Origin of the sequence: Streptomyces showdoensis, from assembly GCF_039535475.1 — a bacterium.
Classification (GTDB): domain Bacteria; phylum Actinomycetota; class Actinomycetes; order Streptomycetales; family Streptomycetaceae; genus Streptomyces; species Streptomyces showdoensis.
This window is the reverse complement of sequence record NZ_BAAAXG010000027.1, coordinates 184201-201952: the sequence shown is the minus strand read 5'-3', so window position 1 is coordinate 201952 and position 17752 is coordinate 184201. Positions and strand designations below refer to the sequence as shown.

The following is a 17752-nucleotide window of genomic DNA, read 5'->3' as shown; positions in this document are numbered from 1 at the left end:
CATGACTGCGCAGATTCATGTCCCGTCCCTGCTGTCCCGGGCCGGAGCCGTCTCGGCTCTCACCCTCGCCGCCGTCGGCGGCACGCTGCTCGCCCCAGGAGCGGCGCCGGAGGCCCAGGCCGCGACGTCCTACGCCAACACGGCCTTGAACGTCGCCGCCTCGAAGAAGGGATCGCCCTACAGGTACGGAGCCACGGGACCGAGCCGGTTCGACTGCTCGGGACTCACGCTCTACTCGTACAAGAAGGCGGGCAAGACGCTGCCCCGCACCGCGCAGCAGCAGTACAACAAGACCCGGCACATCTCGGCGGCCGGCCGACAGAAGGGGGACCTGGTCTTCTTCCATTCCGGCGGAAGGGTGTACCACGTCGGAATCTACGCGGGTAACAACAAGATCTGGCACTCGCCGAAGACCGGCTCATGGGTGAAGCTCGACAAGATCTGGAGCTCGAAGATCTCCTACGGCCGCGTCCGCTGACGAGCGGACCCCGCCGCACGGGCTCGTCGGCCTGATCAGCCGATGCGCTGATGCGCCGATGTACGAAGTGTGAAGTACCGACGTGATGCACGACGGTGCGGGAGGAGCGTCCGGTGGCGCCGCCGGCCCCTCCTCCCGCCCGGGCGCGACCCCCGCGACCGCACGGACCGCCGCTGGGCCGAGAAGCCTAGGCGGCGTGCGCCGCCGGCCAGGGCAGTCGGATCCAGACCGTCTTGCCGCCCTCCTCCGTGGGCGTCACGGAGAGCCGCCCGCCCGCCTCGGCGGCCAGATAGCGGATGATCACCATGCCGCGCCCGTTGTCCTGCTGCACGGCGGCGGGCAGCCGCCGCGGCCAGCGCGGGTGGCTGTCAGTCACCCCGATGCGCAACTGCTCGTCGCGCTCCAGGCGCACGTCGACCGTGAAGGTCGGCGACTGGCCGAAGGTGTGCTGGACGGCGTTGGTCGCCAGTTCGGAGACGATCAGCCGCACCGTGTCCGCGATGTCGTCGCCCTCGTCGATGTCGTCGAGCCCCCAGGACCCGAGGACCTCGGCGACGTACCGCCGGGCGGCCGCTACCGAGGCCGGATCGCTCGGCAGCGTGACGGTTGCTTCCTGGTGATCTGCCATGGCGACGCCGTCCCTTTCCCACCGGGCCGAGCCCCGGTTTGCGCTGCGCGCCAGACTGCCACCGATCGTGCCGCCCTGGGTGGCGATCCACCAAGATATGCGGATATCTGTCGCCCGAAGCAGTGAACGGTGCGACGGGCGACCGGACAACCGCGCGTGACCCGCGGTCAGCCCGCGTCGGGCTCCCTCTCCGCCGCCCCGTCCGGAGCCGTCCGGACGATGGTCTCCACGGCCCGCTCGATCTGCGCGTCCGTGAGGTCCGCCCGGGCGGTCAGCCGGAGGCGGGAGATGCCGTCCGGGACCGACGGCGGCCGGAAGCAGCCGACGCCCAGACCCCGTTCACGGCAGTCCGCCGCCCAGCGCAGCGCCTCCTGCGGGCCCGGGGCGCGGACCGAGACCACGGCCGCGTCGGGGCGGGCGGCGGTCAGCCCGGCCTCGGTGAGCAGCCGGTGCAGGCGGGCCGCCACGGCACGGGCCCGGGCCGCCAGGCCCGGTTCGGCCGCGATCAGACGCAGGCTCGCCAGCGCGCCGCCCACGGCGGCCGGGGCGAGTCCGGTGTCGAAGATGAAGGTGCGGGCCGCGTTGACCAGGTGCTCGATCACCCGGGCCGGTCCGAGGACCGCGCCGCCCTGGCTGCCCAGCGACTTGGAGAGGGTGAGGGTGGCGACGACGTCCGGGGCGCCGGCGAGTCCCGCCTCGTGGAGCGCGCCGCGCCCGCCCTCGCCCAGCACGCCGAAGCCGTGGGCGTCGTCGACGACCAGGCCCGCGCCGTGCGCCCGGCAGACCGCGGCGAGTTCGGCGAGCGGGGCCCGGTCGCCGTCCACGGAGAAGACGGAGTCGCTGACGGCCAGCGCCCGGCGGCCCGGGTGGGCGGCGAGGGTCTTGGCGACGGCCTCCGGGTCGGTGTGCGGGACCACGGCCGTCTCGGCGCGCGCCAGTCGGCAGCCGTCCACGAGGGAGGCGTGGTTGCCCGCGTCGGAGACGATCAGGCCGTCCGGCACGGAGAGCGCGGTGAGCGCGGCGAGGTTGGCGGTGTAACCGGAGGAGAAGACGAGTGCCGCCTCGAAGCCGCCGAACTCGGCGAGTTCGCGTTCCAGCCGGGCGTGCAGCCGGGTGGAGCCGGTGACCAGCCGCGAGCCCGTGGCGCCCGCGCCCCAGCGGCGGGCCGCCCCGGCCGCCGCCTCGGTGATCTCCGGGCGTCGGGTCAGGCCCAGGTAGTCGTTGCCCGCGAGGTCGAGCAGGTCGGACTCGGCCGCCCGGGGGCGCAGGGTGCGCACCAGGCCCGCCCGCTCGCGCTGCCGTGCCGCGGTGTCGGTCCAGTCGAAAGCGGCCTCGCGCGGGTCCCGCCCCGCGCTCGGGTCCTGCGGGTCCTCGGCGTACGGCGGCATGGCGGATCCTTTTGTAGGCAGCGCACAGACCCTAACCGTCCCGGGCCGAGGTCAGGGTGTGGCCATACACACACCTCAAACGGGGTCGTTTGTTCAGTTCCTCCTTGGCCGAGGGGCGTGCGGTACGCCAGGATCAGCGCTTATGGACCTGCTGAACACGCTGGTGGACAAGGGGCTGCGGCGCGAGTCGCCGACCCGTGAAGAAGCGCTCGCCGTACTGGCGACCTCCGACGACGACCTGCTCGATGTGGTGGCCGCTGCCGGCAAGGTGCGCCGTCAGTGGTTCGGGCGGCGGGTGAAGCTCAACTATCTGGTGAACCTGAAGTCCGGCCTGTGCCCCGAGGACTGCTCGTACTGTTCGCAGCGCCTCGGCTCCACGGCGGGGATCCTCAAGTACACGTGGCTGAAGCCCGACGAGGCCTCCGCGGCGGCGGCCGCCGGGGTCGCCGGCGGCGCGAAGCGGGTCTGCCTGGTGGCGAGCGGCCGCGGACCGACGGACCGTGACGTCGAGCGGGTCGGGCGGACCATCGAGGCCATCAAGGAGGAGAACGAGGGCGTGGAGGTCTGCGCCTGCCTCGGTCTGCTCTCGGACGGCCAGGCGGAGCGGCTGCGGGAGGCCGGCGCCGACGCGTACAACCACAACCTGAACACGTCCGAGGCGACGTACGGGGAGATCACCTCCACCCACACCTACGCGGACCGGGTGGACACCGTGCAGAAGGCGCACGCGGCGGGCCTGTCCGCGTGCTCGGGCCTGATCGCGGGCATGGGCGAGACCGACGAGGACCTGGTCGACGTGGTCTTCGCGCTGCGCGAGCTCGACTCGGACTCGGTCCCGGTCAACTTCCTCATCCCCTTCGAGGGCACCCCGCTCGCCAAGGAGTGGAACCTCACCCCGCAGCGCTGCCTGCGGATCCTCGCGATGGTCCGGTTCGTCTGCCCGGACGTCGAGGTGCGGATCGCGGGCGGCCGCGAGGTCCACCTGCGGACGATGCAGCCGCTGGCCCTGAACATCGCCAACTCGATCTTCCTCGGCGACTACCTGACCAGCGAGGGCCAGGCCGGCCAGGCCGACCTCGACATGATCGCGGACGCCGGTTTCGAGGTGGAGGGCGCGGGCACGACGACGCTCCCGGCGCACCGTGCGGACGCGCTCGCGGCGGCCGGTGGCGGGGGCTGCGGCTCCCACGCGTCGGCCGGTGGCGGGGGCTGCGGCTCCCACGCGGAGGCGGGCGGCGGCTGCGGTCCGTGCGGCGGCGCGGTGTCCGAGCAGCCCGCGGAGCCCGCGGCGGCCTCGGCCCCTGCGGCTCCCGCGGCTCCCTCGGCTTCCGAGGCCAGGACGGACCTGGTGGCGGTGCGCCGCCGCGGCGCCGGTACGGACCTCGCGCCGAATGCGTAACGACGAACTGCTGGCCCTGGACCGGGCGCACGTCTGGCACCCGTACGGCCCGATGCCGGGCCGCGCGGAGCCGCTGGTCGTCGACTCCGCGTCCGGGGTGCGGCTCCGGCTCGCCGAACCGTCCGAGGGCCGGGCCGAGTTGATCGACGGCATGTCCTCCTGGTGGTCGGCGATCCACGGCTACAACCACCCCGTCCTGAACGAGGCGGTGCGCGGCCAGCTCGACCGGATGAGCCACGTGATGTTCGGCGGGCTCACCCACGAGCCGGCCGTCCGGCTCGCCGCCCGCCTGGTGGAGATCACGCCGGAGCCGCTGCGGCACGTCTTCCTCAGCGACTCCGGCTCGGTCGCCGTCGAAGTGGCGGCCAAGATGTGCCTCCAGTACTGGCGCTCGGTCGGCCGACCCGGCAAGCAGCGGCTGCTCACCTGGCGCGGCGGCTACCACGGGGACACCTGGCAGCCGATGTCGGTGTGCGACCCGCAGGGCGGGATGCACGAGCTGTGGTCCGGCGTGCTGCAGCGGCAGGTGTTCGTGGACGCCCCGCCGGCGGCGTACGAGGAGTCGTACGCGGAGCTGCTGCGCGAGGCGATCGGGCGGCACGCGGACGAGCTGGCCGCGGTCATCGTGGAGCCGGTGGTGCAGGGGGCGGGCGGCATGCGCTTCCACTCCCCCGCCTACCTGCGGGTGCTGCGCGAGGCCTGCGACGAGCACGGCGTCCTCCTCGTCTTCGACGAGATCGCCACCGGGTTCGGGCGTACGGGGGCGCTGTTCGCCGCCGACCACGCCGGGGTCTCGCCGGACGTGATGTGCGTGGGCAAGGCGCTGACCGGCGGCTACCTGTCGATGGCGGCGACGCTCTGCACGAGCCGGGTCGCCGAGGGCATCTCGCGCGGCGAGGTCCCCGTACTCGCCCACGGCCCCACCTTCATGGGCAACCCGCTGGCCTCCGCCGTCGCGCTCGCCTCGATCGACCTGCTCCTCTCGCAGGACTGGCAGGTCGAGGTCAAGCGCATCGAGGCCGGCCTGCGCGAGGGCCTCGCGGAGGCGTCCGCCCTCCCGGGGGTCCGGGACGTCCGCGTCCTGGGCGCGATCGGCGTCGTCCAGCTCGACCACGAAGTCGACATGGCGGCGGCGACCCGCGCGGCGGTCCGGTCGGGGGTCTGGCTGCGGCCCTTCCGGGACCTGATCTACACGATGCCGCCGTTCGTGACGGGGGACGCGGACGTGTCCCGCATCGCGACGGCGGTGCGCGCGGCGGCCCGCGCGGGCTGACCGGCCGCGGGGCGCCGCGCACCCCCGGCGGGTCGCGGCGCCCGCCATCGATCGCAGAGCACCACCTCGAAAGGATCCGCATGACCGTCATCGTCGTCACCGGCACCGGCACCGAGATCGGCAAGACCATCGTCACCGCCGCCACCGCCGCCCTCGCCACCGCGGCCGGCCGCAGCGTCGCCGTGCTGAAGCCCGCGCAGACGGGGGTGGCACCGGGTGAGGCGGGGGACGTCGACGAGGTGCTGCGGTTGTCGGGGGCGGCCACGGGGGAGGAACTCGCGCGGTTCCCCGAGCCGTTGGCGCCGAACACGGCGGCCCGGCGCGCCGGCATGGCACCGGTCGGCCCGGCGGAGGTCGCGGAGGCGGCCCGGAAGCTGGCGGAGGAGCACGACCTGGTGCTCGTGGAGGGCGCCGGCGGCCTCCTCGTACGGTTCGACGAGGAGGGCGGGACGCTCGCCGACGCGGCCCGCCTGCTCGGCGCGCCCGTCCTCGTCGTCGCCACGGCCGGACTCGGCACGCTCAACTCGGCCGCGCTGACGGCGGAGGCCCTCCGGGCGCGCGGGATCGAGCAGTTGGGCGTGGTGGTGGGCAGCTGGCCCGGGGAGCCGGACCTGGCGGCCCGGTGCAACCTGGCGGACCTGCCCGCGGTGTCGGACGCCCCGCTGCTCGGGGCGGTGCCGGCGGGCGCCGGCGCCCTGGACGGCGAGGCGTTCCGCGCGGCGGCGGCCGGCTGGCTGGCGCCCGCGCTGGGCGGGAACTGGGACGCGGCGGCGTTCACCGAGGAGTTCGCGGCGGCGACCCGCGCCTGAACTCCGTACGCTGGCCCGCATGCGTGCTCGCGTTCAGGAGATCGTCTTCGACTGTGCCGACCCGTCGGCCCTCGCCCGCTTCTGGTCGGCCCTCCTCGGCGGGGCTCCGGTCGACCGGAGCCCCGACTGGTCGTACGTCGATCCGCCGGGGTTCGTCCGGATCGCCTTCCAGAAGGTGCCCGAGGGCAAGGCGGCGAAGAACCGCCTGCACCTCGACGTGGAGGTCGCCGATCCGGTGGCGGCGGCCGACGAGGTGCTGCCGCGGGGCGCGCGCCGCTCGGGCGGCCCGGTGACGGACGAGCAGGGGACCTTCCAGGTGATGCACGACCCCGAGGGCAACGAGTTCTGCTTCGTGACGGGCGGCTGAACACCCCGCCGCACGGCTAGCCGACGGCCTCGTCCGCGCCATGGGCCGCGCCATGGGCCCCGGCCGGGGCCTCGGCCGCGTTCCCGTCCCCGGTCCCGTCCCCGGTCCCGTCCCCGGTCCCGTTCGCGCGGAACGTGCGCCGGTACGCCGCCGGTGTCGTGCGCAGCGCCTCGTGGAAGCGCCTTCGCAGGTTGACCGCCGAGGAGAGGCCCACCCGGCGCGCGATGGTCTCGACCGGCAGGTCGGTCTCCTCCAGCAGCGCCCGGGTGGCGGCGAGCCGCCGGTCCAGCAGCCAGCGCCCCGGGCTGATGCCCAGCTGCTCGGTGAACCGCCGGGTCAGCGTGCGGGCGGAGAGCTGCGCGTAGGCGGCCATCTCGGCGATGCCGGTCGGCCGGTCCAGCCGCCCCGACAGCCATTCGAGGAGCGGGGCGAGCGAGTCGGCGACCGGCCCGGAGGTGGGGAGTTCGGCGTACTGCAGCTGGCAGCCCTCACGGTGCGGCGGCGTCACCATCTGCCGGGCGATCCGCATCGCGTACGCGGCGCCGTGGTCGGTGCGCACCAGGTGCAGGCAGAGGTCCACGCCGGCCGCGGACCCGGCGCTGGTGGCGACGTCGCCGTGGTCCACGTACAGCACGCCGGGGTCGACCCGGACCCGGGGGAAGCGGGTCGCGAGCTCGGCGGCCCGGGCCCAGTGGGTGGCGGCCCGCCGCTCGTCGAGCAGTCCGGCGGCGGCGAGCACGAAGGCGCCCGAGCAGAGTCCGACGATCCGCGCGCCGCGCGCGTGCGCCCGGCGGACCGCGGCGGCGACCTCCGGCGGCACCTCCGCGTCGGCCGGCCGCTGCCTGCCGGGGACCAGGACGGTGTCCGCGCGTTCCAGCGCCTCCAGACCCTGGGTGACCAGCAGGTCGTAGCCGGCCTGGGTGCGGACGGGGCCGGGCCGTTCGGCGCAGACCTCGAAGGCGTAGCGGGCGGGGATCGCGGGGCCGTGGTCGCCGAACACCTCGGCGGCGCAGGACAGCGGGAAGGTGGACTGCTGGGGCTGCAACAGGGCCACCACCCGGTGGCGGGCCCGGGACTCCGGCAGCGGACGGGACGGCGTCATGGCGCGAAAGTACCCCTTCATGTCGGTCAGGACACTGGGACGGGCCGAGTGGTCCAGACCATGATCCCTCCTGTGACCATCACGCAGGCTCGGAACCCGTCCTCCCCCTCATCCGCCTCCGTCCGGCTCCCCTTGTGGGACCGGCGCTTCACCCTCTACTTCGCCGCCCGTACGGTGTCGCTGTTCGGCGACGCGATGATGCCGGTGGCCGCCGCGCTCGCGGTCGGCGCGCTGTACGGGATCTCCGGGGTCGGCATCGTCCTCGGCACCTGGACCGGGACGTTCGTCCTCCTGGTCCTGTTCGGCGGTGTGTTCGCCGACCGGTTCGGCGCGCGCCGGATGATGGTCGGCGCCGACCTCGTCCGGGTGCTCACCCAGGGCGTGCTGGCGGCCGCCTTCTTCGCCGGACGGCCGCCGTTCTGGCTACTGGTGGCCATGGCGGCGCTGGCGGGCGCGGCCGTCGCGATGTTCCTGCCGGGCGCGAACGGGATGGTCCCGCTGGTCGCCGCCGAACCGCAGCGGGCCAACGCCACGCTCAAGGTGGCCGACGCCCTCGCCCATCTGCTCGGACCGGCCCTGGCGGGACTGCTGATCGCGCTGACCGGCGCCGGCGCCGTGTACGCGATCGACGCCGGGACCTTCCTGCTCAGCGCCCTCTGCCTGGCCCTGATCCGGCTCGCCCCGGCCGCCGCCGACACGGACACCGGCACCGGCACCGAGGGCGCCATCACGGCCGCCTCCCCCGTGCGTTCCCTCCGCCGCGATCTGCGCCAGGGCTGGCACGAGTTCCGCTCCCGCACCTGGATGTGGGCGGTGATCCTGATCTGGGTCGCGTACGGCGTGCTGCTCTTCGGCCCGCTGGTGCCGCTGAGTTCGGCGCTGATCGGCGCCCGGCTCGGCCCGGACGCGTACGGCCTCGCCGTCTCCTTCCTGGGTGCCGGTACGGTGCTGGGCGGGCTGCTCGCCCTGCGGCTGCGTCCGGCCCGGCCGCTGGCCGCCGGGGCGGTGGCCATGGCGCTGCACACCGTGCTGCCGCTCTGCGTGGCGCTGGACTCCGGGCTGCCGGTGCTGCTCGCGGGCCATGTCCTCGGCGGCGGCGCCCTGGCGTTCTGGTCGGTGATGTGGGCGACCAGCGTGCAGACCCACACCCCGCCCGCCGTGCTGAACCGGGTCAGCGCGTACGAGCTGGCCGGGTCCGTGTCCGGGATCGCGCTCGGCCAGATCCTGGCGGGACCGGCCACCGCGCTGGCCTCGCCCGGGCGGCTGCTGCTGGTCTCGGCGGGCACCTGCCTGGCGGGCTGCGCGGCCCTGCTCGCGATTCCGGCGATCCGCTCGTTGCGCCGCGCCGGTGCCGCGCCGGGCGTGCCAGGCTGAGCCGACCGTCGCCGCTCGTCGCCGTTCGCCGCTCGTCGCCGTTCGCCGCTCGTCGCCGCTCGTCGCCGCTCGCAGCGGCTCGTCGACCTGGAGGTACCGCCGTGGTGTCGCCCTTCCGATTCGCCGTCAACATGCTCACGCCGGGCACGGGTCCCGAGTGGCGGGCGCGCTGCCGCCGGGCCGAGGAGCTGGGGTACGACCTGATCCTCGTCGCGGACCACCTCGGCATGCCGGCCCCGTTCCCCTCGCTGGTGGCGGCCGCCGCGGCGACGACCCGGCCGCGACTCGGCACCTTCGTGCTCAACACGGGTTTCTGGAACCCGGCGTTGCTGGCCCGCGAGGTGGCGACGACCGCGGCCCTGACCGACGGGCGGCTCGAACTCGGCCTGGGCACCGGCTACGTACGGGCGGAGCACGAGCGGGCCGGGATCCCGTTCCTGCCCCCCGGCGAACGGGTCGGCCATCTCGCCCGTACCGTCGAGGAGTTGGCCGGGACGCTCAAGGGCGAGGAGGGCGGCCCGCGCACGCCCCTGCTCATCGGGGGCAACGGGGAACGGGTGCTGCGGCTCGCCGCCCGGCACGCCGACGTCACGGCCTTCAGCGGCGGCCGCTTCACCGGCGAGGGGGTGACGGTGCTGACCGCCGAGGAGCTGGCGGGGCGGGTGGAGTCCTACCGGGGCTTCGAGCGCGAGGCCGGCCGCACGACGCCCGCGGAGCTCAACCTGCTCGTCCAGCGGGTGATCGTGACCGAGGACCGGCCGGCCGCGGCGGCCGAGTTCCTCCCGCTGGCGCCGTACCTCGACGAGGAGCTGATCCTGGACCTGCCGATCCTCCTGATCGGCACGGTGCCGGAGATCGCCGACCGGGTGAAGGCGCTCCGCGAACGGTTCGGCTTCTCGTACCTGACGGTGCTGGACCGGGCGATGGAGGCGTTCGGCCCGGTGATCGCACGGCTGCGGGGGTCCGCGCCCTCCTGACGCCGGGGGCCGGGCCCCGGCCCGTCCTGACCCGTGAAACACGGTCGACGGCAGGCCCGGGGCGGTGGTGGGATGCGAGCATGGACGATCTTCGGATACGGGCCGCGGTGGCGGCCGACCTCGACGCCGTACTCGCCTTCTGGAAGGCCGCCGCCGAGGGCACGAGCATCAGCGACGACCGCGCGGGCGTGGAGCGCCTCGTCGAGCGGGACCCCGAGTCCCTGCTGCTCGCGGAGCGGGACGGGGAGCTGGTGGGGACGGTGATCGCCGGCTTCGACGGCTGGCGGTGCCACCTCTACCGCCTCGCCGTCCACCCGGACCACCGCCGCCGGGGCATCGGCGGCGCGCTGCTCGCCGCGGCCGAGGAGCGGTTCGCACGGCTCGGCGGCCGGCGCGCGGACGCGATGGTGCTGGACCGGAACGAGCGGGGGCAGGCCGCGTGGCGCGCGACCGGCTACGGCCCGCAGGAGCAGTGGACCCGCTGGGTGAAGCCGCTTGCGGTCACCACCGGTCACTGAAAGCCACCCGCTTTTGCCCATCCTTTACTATGGGTGGTCAGAATTCGATCATCCGATCGCTCTGAGCATCCCCGGCCGTGCGTGAGCACGGCCCCAGCACTATCGAAAGGTGTGAGCGTCCGCCCATGGGCGAGCCTCCCAGTAGCCGTTCCCGAAGCCGACATCGCGCGGTCCTCCCTCCCCTGACTGATCATGGGACTCGTCGAGGGACGGAGGTGAACCGATGACCGAGGTACTGCTCCTCTTCGTGGCGCTGCTGCTCGCCCTGGCCTGCGGTGCCTTCGTCGCGGCCGAGTTCTCGCTGACCACCGTCCAGCGGAGCGAGCTCGAAGCCGCCGTCGAGCGCGGCGAGCGGGGCGCCGCCAGCGCCCTCAAGGCCGTGAAGTCGCTGACCTTCCAGCTCTCCGGCGCGCAGCTCGGCATCACCGTGACCAACCTGGTCGTCGGCATGCTCTCCGAGCCGTCGATCGCCAAGCTGCTCCAAGGCCCGGTCGAAGCCCTCGGCCTCTCCCCCTCGGTCGCCTCCTCGGTGGCCCTGGTCCTCGGCACCGCCCTGTCGACCGTCGTCCTGATGGTCGTCGGCGAGCTGGTCCCCAAGAACTGGGCGATCTCCTCGCCGCTCGCGATCGCCAAGGCGGTGGCCACCCCGCAGCGGATCTTCACCGCCGCGTTCAAGCCGCTGATCAGCCACCTCAACAACACCGCCAACCGCATCCTGCGCCGGCTCGGCATGGAGCCCACCGAGGAGCTGGCCTCCGCCCGCTCCCCGCAGGAGCTGGTGGCCCTGGCGCGCCACTCCGCGAAGGAGGGCGCCCTGGAGGCGGACACCGCCGAGCTCTTCGTCCGCACGCTCAACCTGGCCGAGCTGACCGCGGAGAACGTGATGACCCCCCGCGTCCAGGTCACCGCCCTGGAGGTGCAGGCCACGGCCGAGGACGTCGCCAACGCGACCCGGGCGACCGGGCTCAGCCGCTTCCCCGTCTACCGGGGCAGCCTCGACACGGTCGTCGGCATCGCCCACATCAAGGACGTCCTCGCCATACCCGCCGACGAGCGGCCGCGCCGCCGCATCGGCGAGATGCTGCGCGAACCGCTCCTGGTGCCCGAGAGCCTGACCGTGGACCGGCTGCTCGACCGGCTGTCCGGCAAGCAGACGATGGCCGTCGTCATCGACGAGTACGGCGGCACGGCCGGCGTCGCGACCCTGGAGGACATCGTCGAGGAGGTCGTCGGCGAGGTGCGCGACGAGCACGACCCGCACGAGACGCCCGACCTGGCCCCGGCCGGCGAGGACACCGACGGCCGCGCGCTGTGGTCCGCGGACGGCGCGGCCCGCACCGACCAGCTGGAGGCCATCGGCCTGAAGCTGCCGGAGGGCCCGTACGAGACCCTCGCGGGCGTGCTGGCCACCGAGCTCGGCCGGATCCCGGCCGTCGGGGACAGCGTGGAGCTCGCCGGCTGGCGGCTCGACGTGGTGGACGCCTCCGGGCGGCGCGCGGCCCGCGTGCTGATGCACGCCCCGCTCCCCGGCACCGCCGAGGACGCGCACGAGGAGGCCGGCCGATGATCGCGATCCAGCTGCTGATCGGCTTCGCGACCCTGGTCGTCAACGCCTTCTTCGTCGGCGCCGAGTTCGCCCTGATCTCCGTGCGCCGCAGTCAGATCGAGCCGCTCGCGGAGGCCGGGAACCGCCGGGCCCGCAGCGTCATCTGGGGCCTCGAACACGTCTCGGCGCTGCTCGCGGCGGCCCAGCTCGGCATCACGCTGTGCACCCTGGTGCTGGGCATCGTGGCCGAACCGGCCATCGCCCACCTCCTGGAGCCGGTGTTCGACGCCGTCGGCGTGCCGCACGGCCTCGTGCACCCCATCTCGTTCGTGATCGCGCTGACGGTCGCCACGTACCTGCACATGCTGCTGGGCGAGATGGTCCCGAAGAACATCGCCCTGGCCGAACCGACCCGCTCGGCGCTCGCCCTCGGGCCGCCGCTGGTGACGCTGGCGCGGGCGCTGCGCCCGGTGATCTTCACCATCAACGCCTTCGCCAACGCGATCCTGCGGCTGCTGCGGGTGGAGACGAAGGACGAGGTCTCGGCCACGTTCTCGGACGACGAGCTGGCCCGGATGGTCACCGACGCCGGTGACGCCGGACTGCTCGACGACCGCGCCGCCGAGCGCCTGCACGACGCCCTCGAACTGGGCCGGCGCCCGGTGCGGGACGTCGTCATGCCGGTGGAGAAGGTCGTGTACGCGCGGGCGGGCACGACTCCGGAGGAGCTGGAGGCGCTGTCGGCGCGGTCCGGGTTCTCCCGCTTCCCCGTCGTCGACCCGGAGCGCCGGATCCTCGGCTACCTGCACGTGAAGGACGCCCTGGACGTCACCCCGCGCGACCTGCCGTTCCCGGTGTCGGCCCTGCGGCCGATCGCCCGGGTGCGGGCGGAGACCCCGCTGGACGACGTCCTGACCGCGATGCGGCGCAGCCGGACGCACCTGGCGGCCGTCCTCGACGAGGACGGCCGGCCGGCCGGTCTGGTGACGATGGAGGACGTGCTGCGCGAACTGGTGGGCCGCCCCTCGGCGCCCTGACGCGCAGGCACGCCGTCGCACACGAGGGACGACGGGGAAGGGCTCGGGACGCACGCCGTCCCGGGCCCTTCCGGCGTACGGACGTCACGGCGCCGGGACGTCCCGACACGGGGATGCCGGGACCGCGGGCCCCGGGACCCGGGACCGCGGGCGCGCCCCCGGGACCGCAGGACCCCGGGACCGCAGGACCGCGAGACCGCAGGACTCCGGGACCGCAGGACCGCGAGGCCGCAGGACCGCAAGACCGCGGGTCCCCCGGGCCCCCGGGCCCCCGGGCGGTCCCTAGACCGCGGTCGCCGTGATCCAGGCGTCGAGGAGCGCGGTGTCGCCGGAGCGGGAGAAGCGCGGGTCGTCGGCCGCGTACCGCCCGTACACGAGCAGCAGCAGGTCGGCCGCGGTGCCCTCGACGCCCGCGGTGGGCTCGCCCCCGGCCCGGCGCCGCCAGCCGAAGCCGCCTCCGCCGAAGGTGATCGTCCACGCGGCGCCGGTGTCGGTCGCGGTGAGCCGGAGGCCGGCGCCGTCCCGGCCGAGCTGGGCGACGCGCTCGGCGGCCACGGAGAAGTACGGGAGGTTCTCCAGGAACTCCTCGATGCCGTCGGCGGCCGTCCCGGGATCGACCGGCGCGGGCTGCCGGCCCAGGGCCAGCTCGGCGTCGGCCAGGTGGACCACCGCCTCGAAGAGCAGCCGGCGCGGGAAGAACCGCACGTGCGGGTCGCCGCCGTGCGACCACACCGGGGCGTCCGGTTCGGCCTCCCGCAGGGTCCGCAGGGCGGTCGCCGCGCTCGCCGCGAGCCAGTCGGGGTACTCGGCCGGGTCCGCCGGCAGGTCCAGCGGCACGTCCCCGGGCCGGACGCGGGCGGTCGCCCGGGTGCGCACCAGGTGCTCGGTCCAGCGGTGGCCCGTCCCGTGGAGCCGTACGAGGTCGGCGAGGGTCAGGCCGGGGCGGCCCGGAACGGGCGTGGCGGGGTCGGCGCCGCGCACCAGCGTGACGAAGCTCTCGACGTACGAGGCCACCAGATCGCAGCGGGCGGCCTGGACGTCCCCCGGCAGGCCGAGGCCCGCCGGGACCTTCAGCAGCCGCTCGCGGCGGGGTCCGGGAGGCTGCCGCAGGGCGGCTTCGCGGAACAGCCGGTCCAGGGTCCGCCGGTCGGCGGCGGGCAGTCCGTCCAGGAGGCGCGCGGTGCCCTCCAGCCGCTCCGCGGACACCTCGGGTTCCTGCGCCGCGGCCAGTTCGGCCACGGCCTCGGCCAGCGCGTCGAGCAGCGCCTCACTCATGGGGTTTCCCCTCCCAGCTCCTCCCGGCCACGACGGCCATACCGCGCGGTACGATCGCTGGGCCATGGAGATCAATGCCACCTACACCAGTCTTGTCGCCGTGGGCGACAGCTTCACCGAGGGTATGTCGGACCGGAAGCCCGACGGTTCCTACCGGGGCTGGGCCGACGTCCTGGCCGGCCGGCTGGCCGCCCGCACGCCCGGCTTCCGCTACGCCAACCTGGCCGTGCGCGGCAAGCTCATCGGCCAGATCGTCGACGAGCAGATCGACGCGGCGGCCGCGATGAAGGCCGATGTCGTGACCCTGGTCGGCGGGCTCAACGACACCCTGCGCCCCAAGTGCGACATGGGCCGGGTGCGCGGCCTGCTCGGCGAGGCCGTGGAGCGGCTCGCCCCGTCCTGCGGCCGGCTGGTCCTGATGCGCAGCCCGGGCCGCAACGGCCCGGTGATGGAGCGCTTCCGGCCGCGCATGGAGGAGCTCTTCGCGTACGTGGACGAGCTCGCCGCCCGGCACGGCGCGCTGGTGGTCGACCTCTACGGGGCCCCGGCCCTCGGCGACCCCCGCCTGTGGGACGTGGACCGGCTCCACCTCACCGCCGACGGGCACCGCCGGGTGGCGGAGGCGGTCTGGCAGACCCTGGGCCTGGCGCCCGAGGAGGACTGGCGCGCCCCGCTCCCGGCGGCCGTCCCGCCGGGCTGGGCCGCCCGCAGGGCCGCCGACGCCCGCTTCGCCAAGGAGCACCTGGCCCCCTGGATCGGCCGTCGCCTCACCGGCCGCTCCTCCGGCGACGGCCGCGCCCCCAAGCGCCCGGAACTGCTGCCGTACGAGGCCCCCGCGGGCGGCTGACGGGTCCCGCCGGCGTGACCCCCGTCTCGTAGCAAGCTCCAGCCCGGCCCGTGGCGCTGGCCTGCACGAACCGCCAGTAGAATCGGTCCACGTGACTGCTGTGACTGCGAAGCCCCGCATCCCCAACGTCCTGGCCGGCCGCTACGCCTCCGCGGAGCTCGCCGTCCTCTGGTCCCCCGAGCAGAAGGTGAAGCTGGAGCGCCAGCTGTGGCTGGCCGTGCTGCGTGCCCAGAAGGACCTCGGGATCGAGGTTCCGGACGCGGCCCTGTCCGACTACGAGCGCGTGCTCGACCAGGTCGACCTCGGCTCCATCGCCGAGCGCGAGAAGGTCACCCGGCACGACGTGAAGGCCCGCATCGAGGAGTTCAACGCCCTCGCCGGCCACGAGCACGTCCACAAGGGCATGACCTCGCGTGACCTCACGGAGAACGTCGAGCAGCTCCAGATCCGGCTCTCCCTCGAGCTGATGCGCGACCGCACGGTCTCCGTCCTCGCCCGGCTCGGCAAGCTCTCCGCCGAGTACGCGGAGCTGGTCATGGCGGGCCGCTCGCACAACGTCGCCGCCCAGGCCACCACCCTCGGCAAGCGTTTCGCGACCGCCGCCGACGAGCTGCTCGCCGCCTACGCGCGCCTGGAGGACCTCCTCGGCCGCTACCCGCTGCGCGGCATCAAGGGCCCGGTCGGCACCGCCCAGGACATGCTCGACCTGCTCGGCGGCGACGCCTCGAAGCTGGCCGACCTGGAGCAGCGGATCGCCGGGCACCTCGGCTTCGCGCACGCCTTCACCTCGGTCGGCCAGGTCTACCCGCGCTCGCTCGACTACGACGTGGTCACCACCCTCGTGCAGCTGGCCGCCGCCCCGTCGTCGATCGCCAAGACGATCCGCCTGATGGCGGGCCACGAGCTCGTGACCGAGGGCTTCAAGCCCGGCCAGGTCGGCTCCTCGGCGATGCCGCACAAGATGAACACCCGCTCCTGCGAGCGCGTCAACGGCCTGATGGTCATCCTGCGCGGCTACGCGTCGATGACCGGCGAGCTGGCGGGCGACCAGTGGAACGAGGGCGACGTCTCCTGCTCGGTGGTGCGCCGGGTGGCCCTGCCGGACGCGTTCTTCGCCTTCGACGGCCTCCTGGAGACCTTCCTCACCGTCCTCGACGAGTTCGGCGCCTTCCCCGCGGTCATCGCCCGCGAGCTGGACCGCTACCTGCCCTTCCTGGCCACCACCAAGGTCCTCATGGGCGCCGTCCGCGCCGGCGTGGGCCGCGAGGTCGCCCACGAGGCCATCAAGGAGAACGCCGTCGCCTCCGCCCTCGCCATGCGCGAGCAGGGCGCCGAGCGCAACGAGCTCCTGGACAAGCTGGCCGCCGACGAGCGGATCCCGCTGGACCGCGCGCAGCTCGACGCCCTGATGGCCGACAAGCTGTCCTTCACCGGTGCCGCCGCCGACCAGGTCGCCGTCGTGGTCTCCCGCATCGAGGAGATCGTCAAGCAGCACCCGGAGGCCGCCGGCTACACCCCCGGGTCGATCCTCTGACCGGAACCCCCCGGTTCTCCGCCGAGGAGCTCCAGGCCGCCCGCGACCGCGTCGTCCCCGACGTGGCCGCGGGCGGCCTTTCGGTCCTCCTCTGCGGGATCAACCCGGGGCTGATGACCGCCGCGACGGGCCACCACTTCGCCCGCCCCGGCAACCGGTTCTGGCCCGTGCTGCACCTGTCCGGTCTCACCCCGCGGCAGCTCGCGCCGGCCGAGCAGGAGGAACTCCTCTCGTACGGCCTCGGCATCACCAACGTGGTGGCACGGGCGACCGCGCGGGCCGACGAGCTGAGCGCCGAGGAGTACCGGGAGGGCGGCCGGATCCTCACCGAGAAGGTGGAGCGGCTGGCGCCGCGCTGGCTGGCGGTCGTCGGGGTCACCGCGTACCGCACCGCCTTCGGCGAGAAGAAGGCGGTGGTCGGACCGCAGGACCGGACGATCGGCACGACCCGGATCTGGGCGCTGCCCAACCCGAGCGGACTGAACGCGCACTGGACCGCCGCGTCGATGGCGGAGGAGTTCGCCCGGCTGCGCGAGGCGGCCGGGCTGCCGGACCTGCGGGCGGTCTGACCCGGGACGGGGGCGGGCTCGGGACGGGTGGGCCGGCCCCCCGAGGGAGTCCGGCTCAAGGCGGGTGGTCCGGCCCCACCAGGGAGTTCGGCTCAGGGCGGGTCGACCTCCGTCACGCAGACGAGCAGGCGGTACGCGTCCTCCGCCGCCCCCACCAGGCCGAGGGCGATCCACCGCCCCTCCGCCCGCCACAGCTCGACGTCGGGCACCGAGGTGCTGAGCAGGCCCCAGGGCTCCGCCATCCGCTCTCCCCGCTCCGCGCGCAGGAGCAGCGAGCCGAGGCCGAGGCGGTCGGGCGGGCCCCAGCGGGCGGCGAGCAGCCCGGCGAGCGCGGTCCGCTCCGCGTCCGCCCCCTCCGCGTCCACGGCGCCGCCGGGGGTGTCGCCGATGGCTAACTCGGCCAGGTGGTGGGCGCGGTCGCCGAAGGGGCGGTCGCGCAACAGGTCGAGAGCGGCGAGGTGCCGGTCCAGGGTCATGGGTCCAGTAAAGCGGCGGGCACTGACACCTGGTGGTCCGTCAGGCGGCCGGAGGCAGCGGCCCGGCCGCGCGGCGTCCGCTTCCGTACCGGGCGGCACTCGCCGCACCTGCGCCCATTGAGTAACATCCGGGCAAAGAACGCACAAGCTGGGAG

At 74.5% G+C, this 17752-nt stretch carries 18 protein-coding genes; 13 read left to right on the top strand and 5 right to left on the bottom strand.

Going from position 1 to position 17752, the window contains the following annotated elements; genetic code table 11:
• The first annotated feature begins 1 nt into the window (after nt 1).
• Nucleotides 2-478, top strand: coding sequence for a C40 family peptidase (locus ABD981_RS33775; RefSeq protein ID WP_046907714.1), 477 nt, complete (start codon nt 2-4; stop codon nt 476-478).
• A gap of 187 nt (nt 479-665) precedes the next feature.
• On the opposite strand, the gene ABD981_RS33770 is transcribed toward ABD981_RS33775, so the two are convergent.
• Complete coding sequence (locus ABD981_RS33770; protein WP_046907715.1) at nt 666-1106, bottom strand: ATP-binding protein; 441 nt, start codon at nt 1104-1106, stop codon at nt 666-668.
• 167 nt (nt 1107-1273) lie between these two features.
• Entirely contained in the window at nt 1274-2494 is a 1221-nt protein-coding gene (locus ABD981_RS33765; RefSeq protein WP_123954449.1) for an 8-amino-7-oxononanoate synthase, read from the bottom strand.
• Nucleotides 2495-2636: 142 nt separating this feature from the next.
• On the opposite strand from ABD981_RS33765, the gene bioB reads away from it, so the two are divergent.
• The 4 genes from bioB (at nt 2637) to ABD981_RS33745 (ending at nt 6342) form a co-directional block, all read left to right on the top strand.
• A complete protein-coding gene (gene bioB / locus ABD981_RS33760; protein WP_046907716.1) occupies nt 2637-3893 on the top strand; it encodes a biotin synthase BioB in 1257 nt (418 codons plus the stop codon).
• On the top strand, nt 3886-5166 hold the full coding sequence (locus ABD981_RS33755) for an adenosylmethionine--8-amino-7-oxononanoate transaminase (protein ID WP_046907717.1): 1281 nt from the start codon (nt 3886-3888) through the stop codon (nt 5164-5166). The genes bioB and ABD981_RS33755 overlap by 8 nt, the downstream gene beginning before the upstream one ends.
• 80 nt (nt 5167-5246) lie before the next feature.
• Nucleotides 5247-5975 carry a dethiobiotin synthase gene (gene bioD, locus ABD981_RS33750; protein WP_046907718.1) on the top strand — a complete coding sequence of 243 codons (729 nt, stop codon included), beginning with the start codon at nt 5247-5249 and terminating at the stop codon, nt 5973-5975.
• Nucleotides 5976-5994: 19 nt separating this feature from the next.
• Nucleotides 5995-6342, top strand: a complete 348-nt coding sequence (locus ABD981_RS33745) for a VOC family protein (RefSeq protein WP_046907719.1) — start codon at nt 5995-5997, stop codon at nt 6340-6342.
• A 16-nt stretch (nt 6343-6358) separates the two neighbouring features.
• Here ABD981_RS33745 and ABD981_RS33740 read toward each other — a convergent pair whose 3' ends face one another.
• Nucleotides 6359-7444 carry a GlxA family transcriptional regulator gene (locus ABD981_RS33740; RefSeq protein ID WP_123954450.1) on the bottom strand — a complete coding sequence of 362 codons (1086 nt, stop codon included), beginning with the start codon at nt 7442-7444 and terminating at the stop codon, nt 6359-6361.
• 72 nt (nt 7445-7516) lie between these two features.
• Between ABD981_RS33740 and ABD981_RS33735 the strand changes: the two genes are divergently transcribed.
• The 5 genes from ABD981_RS33735 (at nt 7517) to ABD981_RS33715 (ending at nt 12896) form a co-directional block, all read left to right on the top strand.
• Nucleotides 7517-8818, top strand: a complete 1302-nt coding sequence (locus ABD981_RS33735; RefSeq protein WP_240495205.1) for an MFS transporter — start codon at nt 7517-7519, stop codon at nt 8816-8818.
• Nucleotides 8819-8919: 101 nt separating this feature from the next.
• The gene (locus ABD981_RS33730) at nt 8920-9795 is read left to right on the top strand and encodes a TIGR03621 family F420-dependent LLM class oxidoreductase (protein WP_123954452.1); all 876 of its coding nucleotides are present in this window, start codon (nt 8920-8922) and stop codon (nt 9793-9795) included.
• Between the two features lie 80 nt (nt 9796-9875).
• Complete coding sequence (locus ABD981_RS33725) at nt 9876-10313, top strand: GNAT family N-acetyltransferase (RefSeq protein WP_046907720.1); 438 nt, start codon at nt 9876-9878, stop codon at nt 10311-10313.
• A 223-nt stretch (nt 10314-10536) separates the two neighbouring features.
• Complete coding sequence (locus tag ABD981_RS33720; protein WP_046907721.1) at nt 10537-11880, top strand: hemolysin family protein; 1344 nt, start codon at nt 10537-10539, stop codon at nt 11878-11880.
• Nucleotides 11877-12896, top strand: a complete 1020-nt coding sequence (locus ABD981_RS33715; protein ID WP_046907722.1) for a hemolysin family protein — start codon at nt 11877-11879, stop codon at nt 12894-12896. Before ABD981_RS33720 ends, ABD981_RS33715 begins: the two co-directional genes overlap by 4 nt.
• Nucleotides 12897-13178: 282 nt before the next feature.
• Here ABD981_RS33715 and ABD981_RS33710 read toward each other — a convergent pair whose 3' ends face one another.
• Nucleotides 13179-14171: a maleylpyruvate isomerase N-terminal domain-containing protein gene (locus ABD981_RS33710; protein WP_123954453.1), complete on the bottom strand. Its 993-nt coding sequence runs from the start codon at nt 14169-14171 to the stop codon at nt 13179-13181.
• Nucleotides 14172-14235: 64 nt separating this feature from the next.
• Between ABD981_RS33710 and ABD981_RS33705 the strand changes: the two genes are divergently transcribed.
• The 3 genes from ABD981_RS33705 to mug all read left to right on the top strand — a co-directional run bounded on the left by ABD981_RS33705 (nt 14236) and on the right by mug (nt 17121).
• The gene (locus ABD981_RS33705) at nt 14236-15018 is read left to right on the top strand and encodes an SGNH/GDSL hydrolase family protein (RefSeq protein ID WP_046907723.1); all 783 of its coding nucleotides are present in this window, start codon (nt 14236-14238) and stop codon (nt 15016-15018) included.
• 91 nt (nt 15019-15109) lie between these two features.
• Nucleotides 15110-16552 carry an adenylosuccinate lyase gene (gene purB / locus ABD981_RS33700; RefSeq protein ID WP_046907724.1) on the top strand — a complete coding sequence of 481 codons (1443 nt, stop codon included), beginning with the start codon at nt 15110-15112 and terminating at the stop codon, nt 16550-16552.
• Nucleotides 16549-17121, top strand: a complete 573-nt coding sequence (mug, locus tag ABD981_RS33695) for a G/U mismatch-specific DNA glycosylase (protein ID WP_123954456.1) — start codon at nt 16549-16551, stop codon at nt 17119-17121. The genes purB and mug overlap by 4 nt, the downstream gene beginning before the upstream one ends.
• Nucleotides 17122-17213: 92 nt before the next feature.
• Here the strand turns inward: mug and ABD981_RS33690 are convergent, their stop codons facing one another.
• Complete coding sequence (locus tag ABD981_RS33690) at nt 17214-17597, bottom strand: hypothetical protein (RefSeq protein ID WP_046907725.1); 384 nt, start codon at nt 17595-17597, stop codon at nt 17214-17216.
• Between the last annotated feature and the right edge of the window lie 155 nt (nt 17598-17752).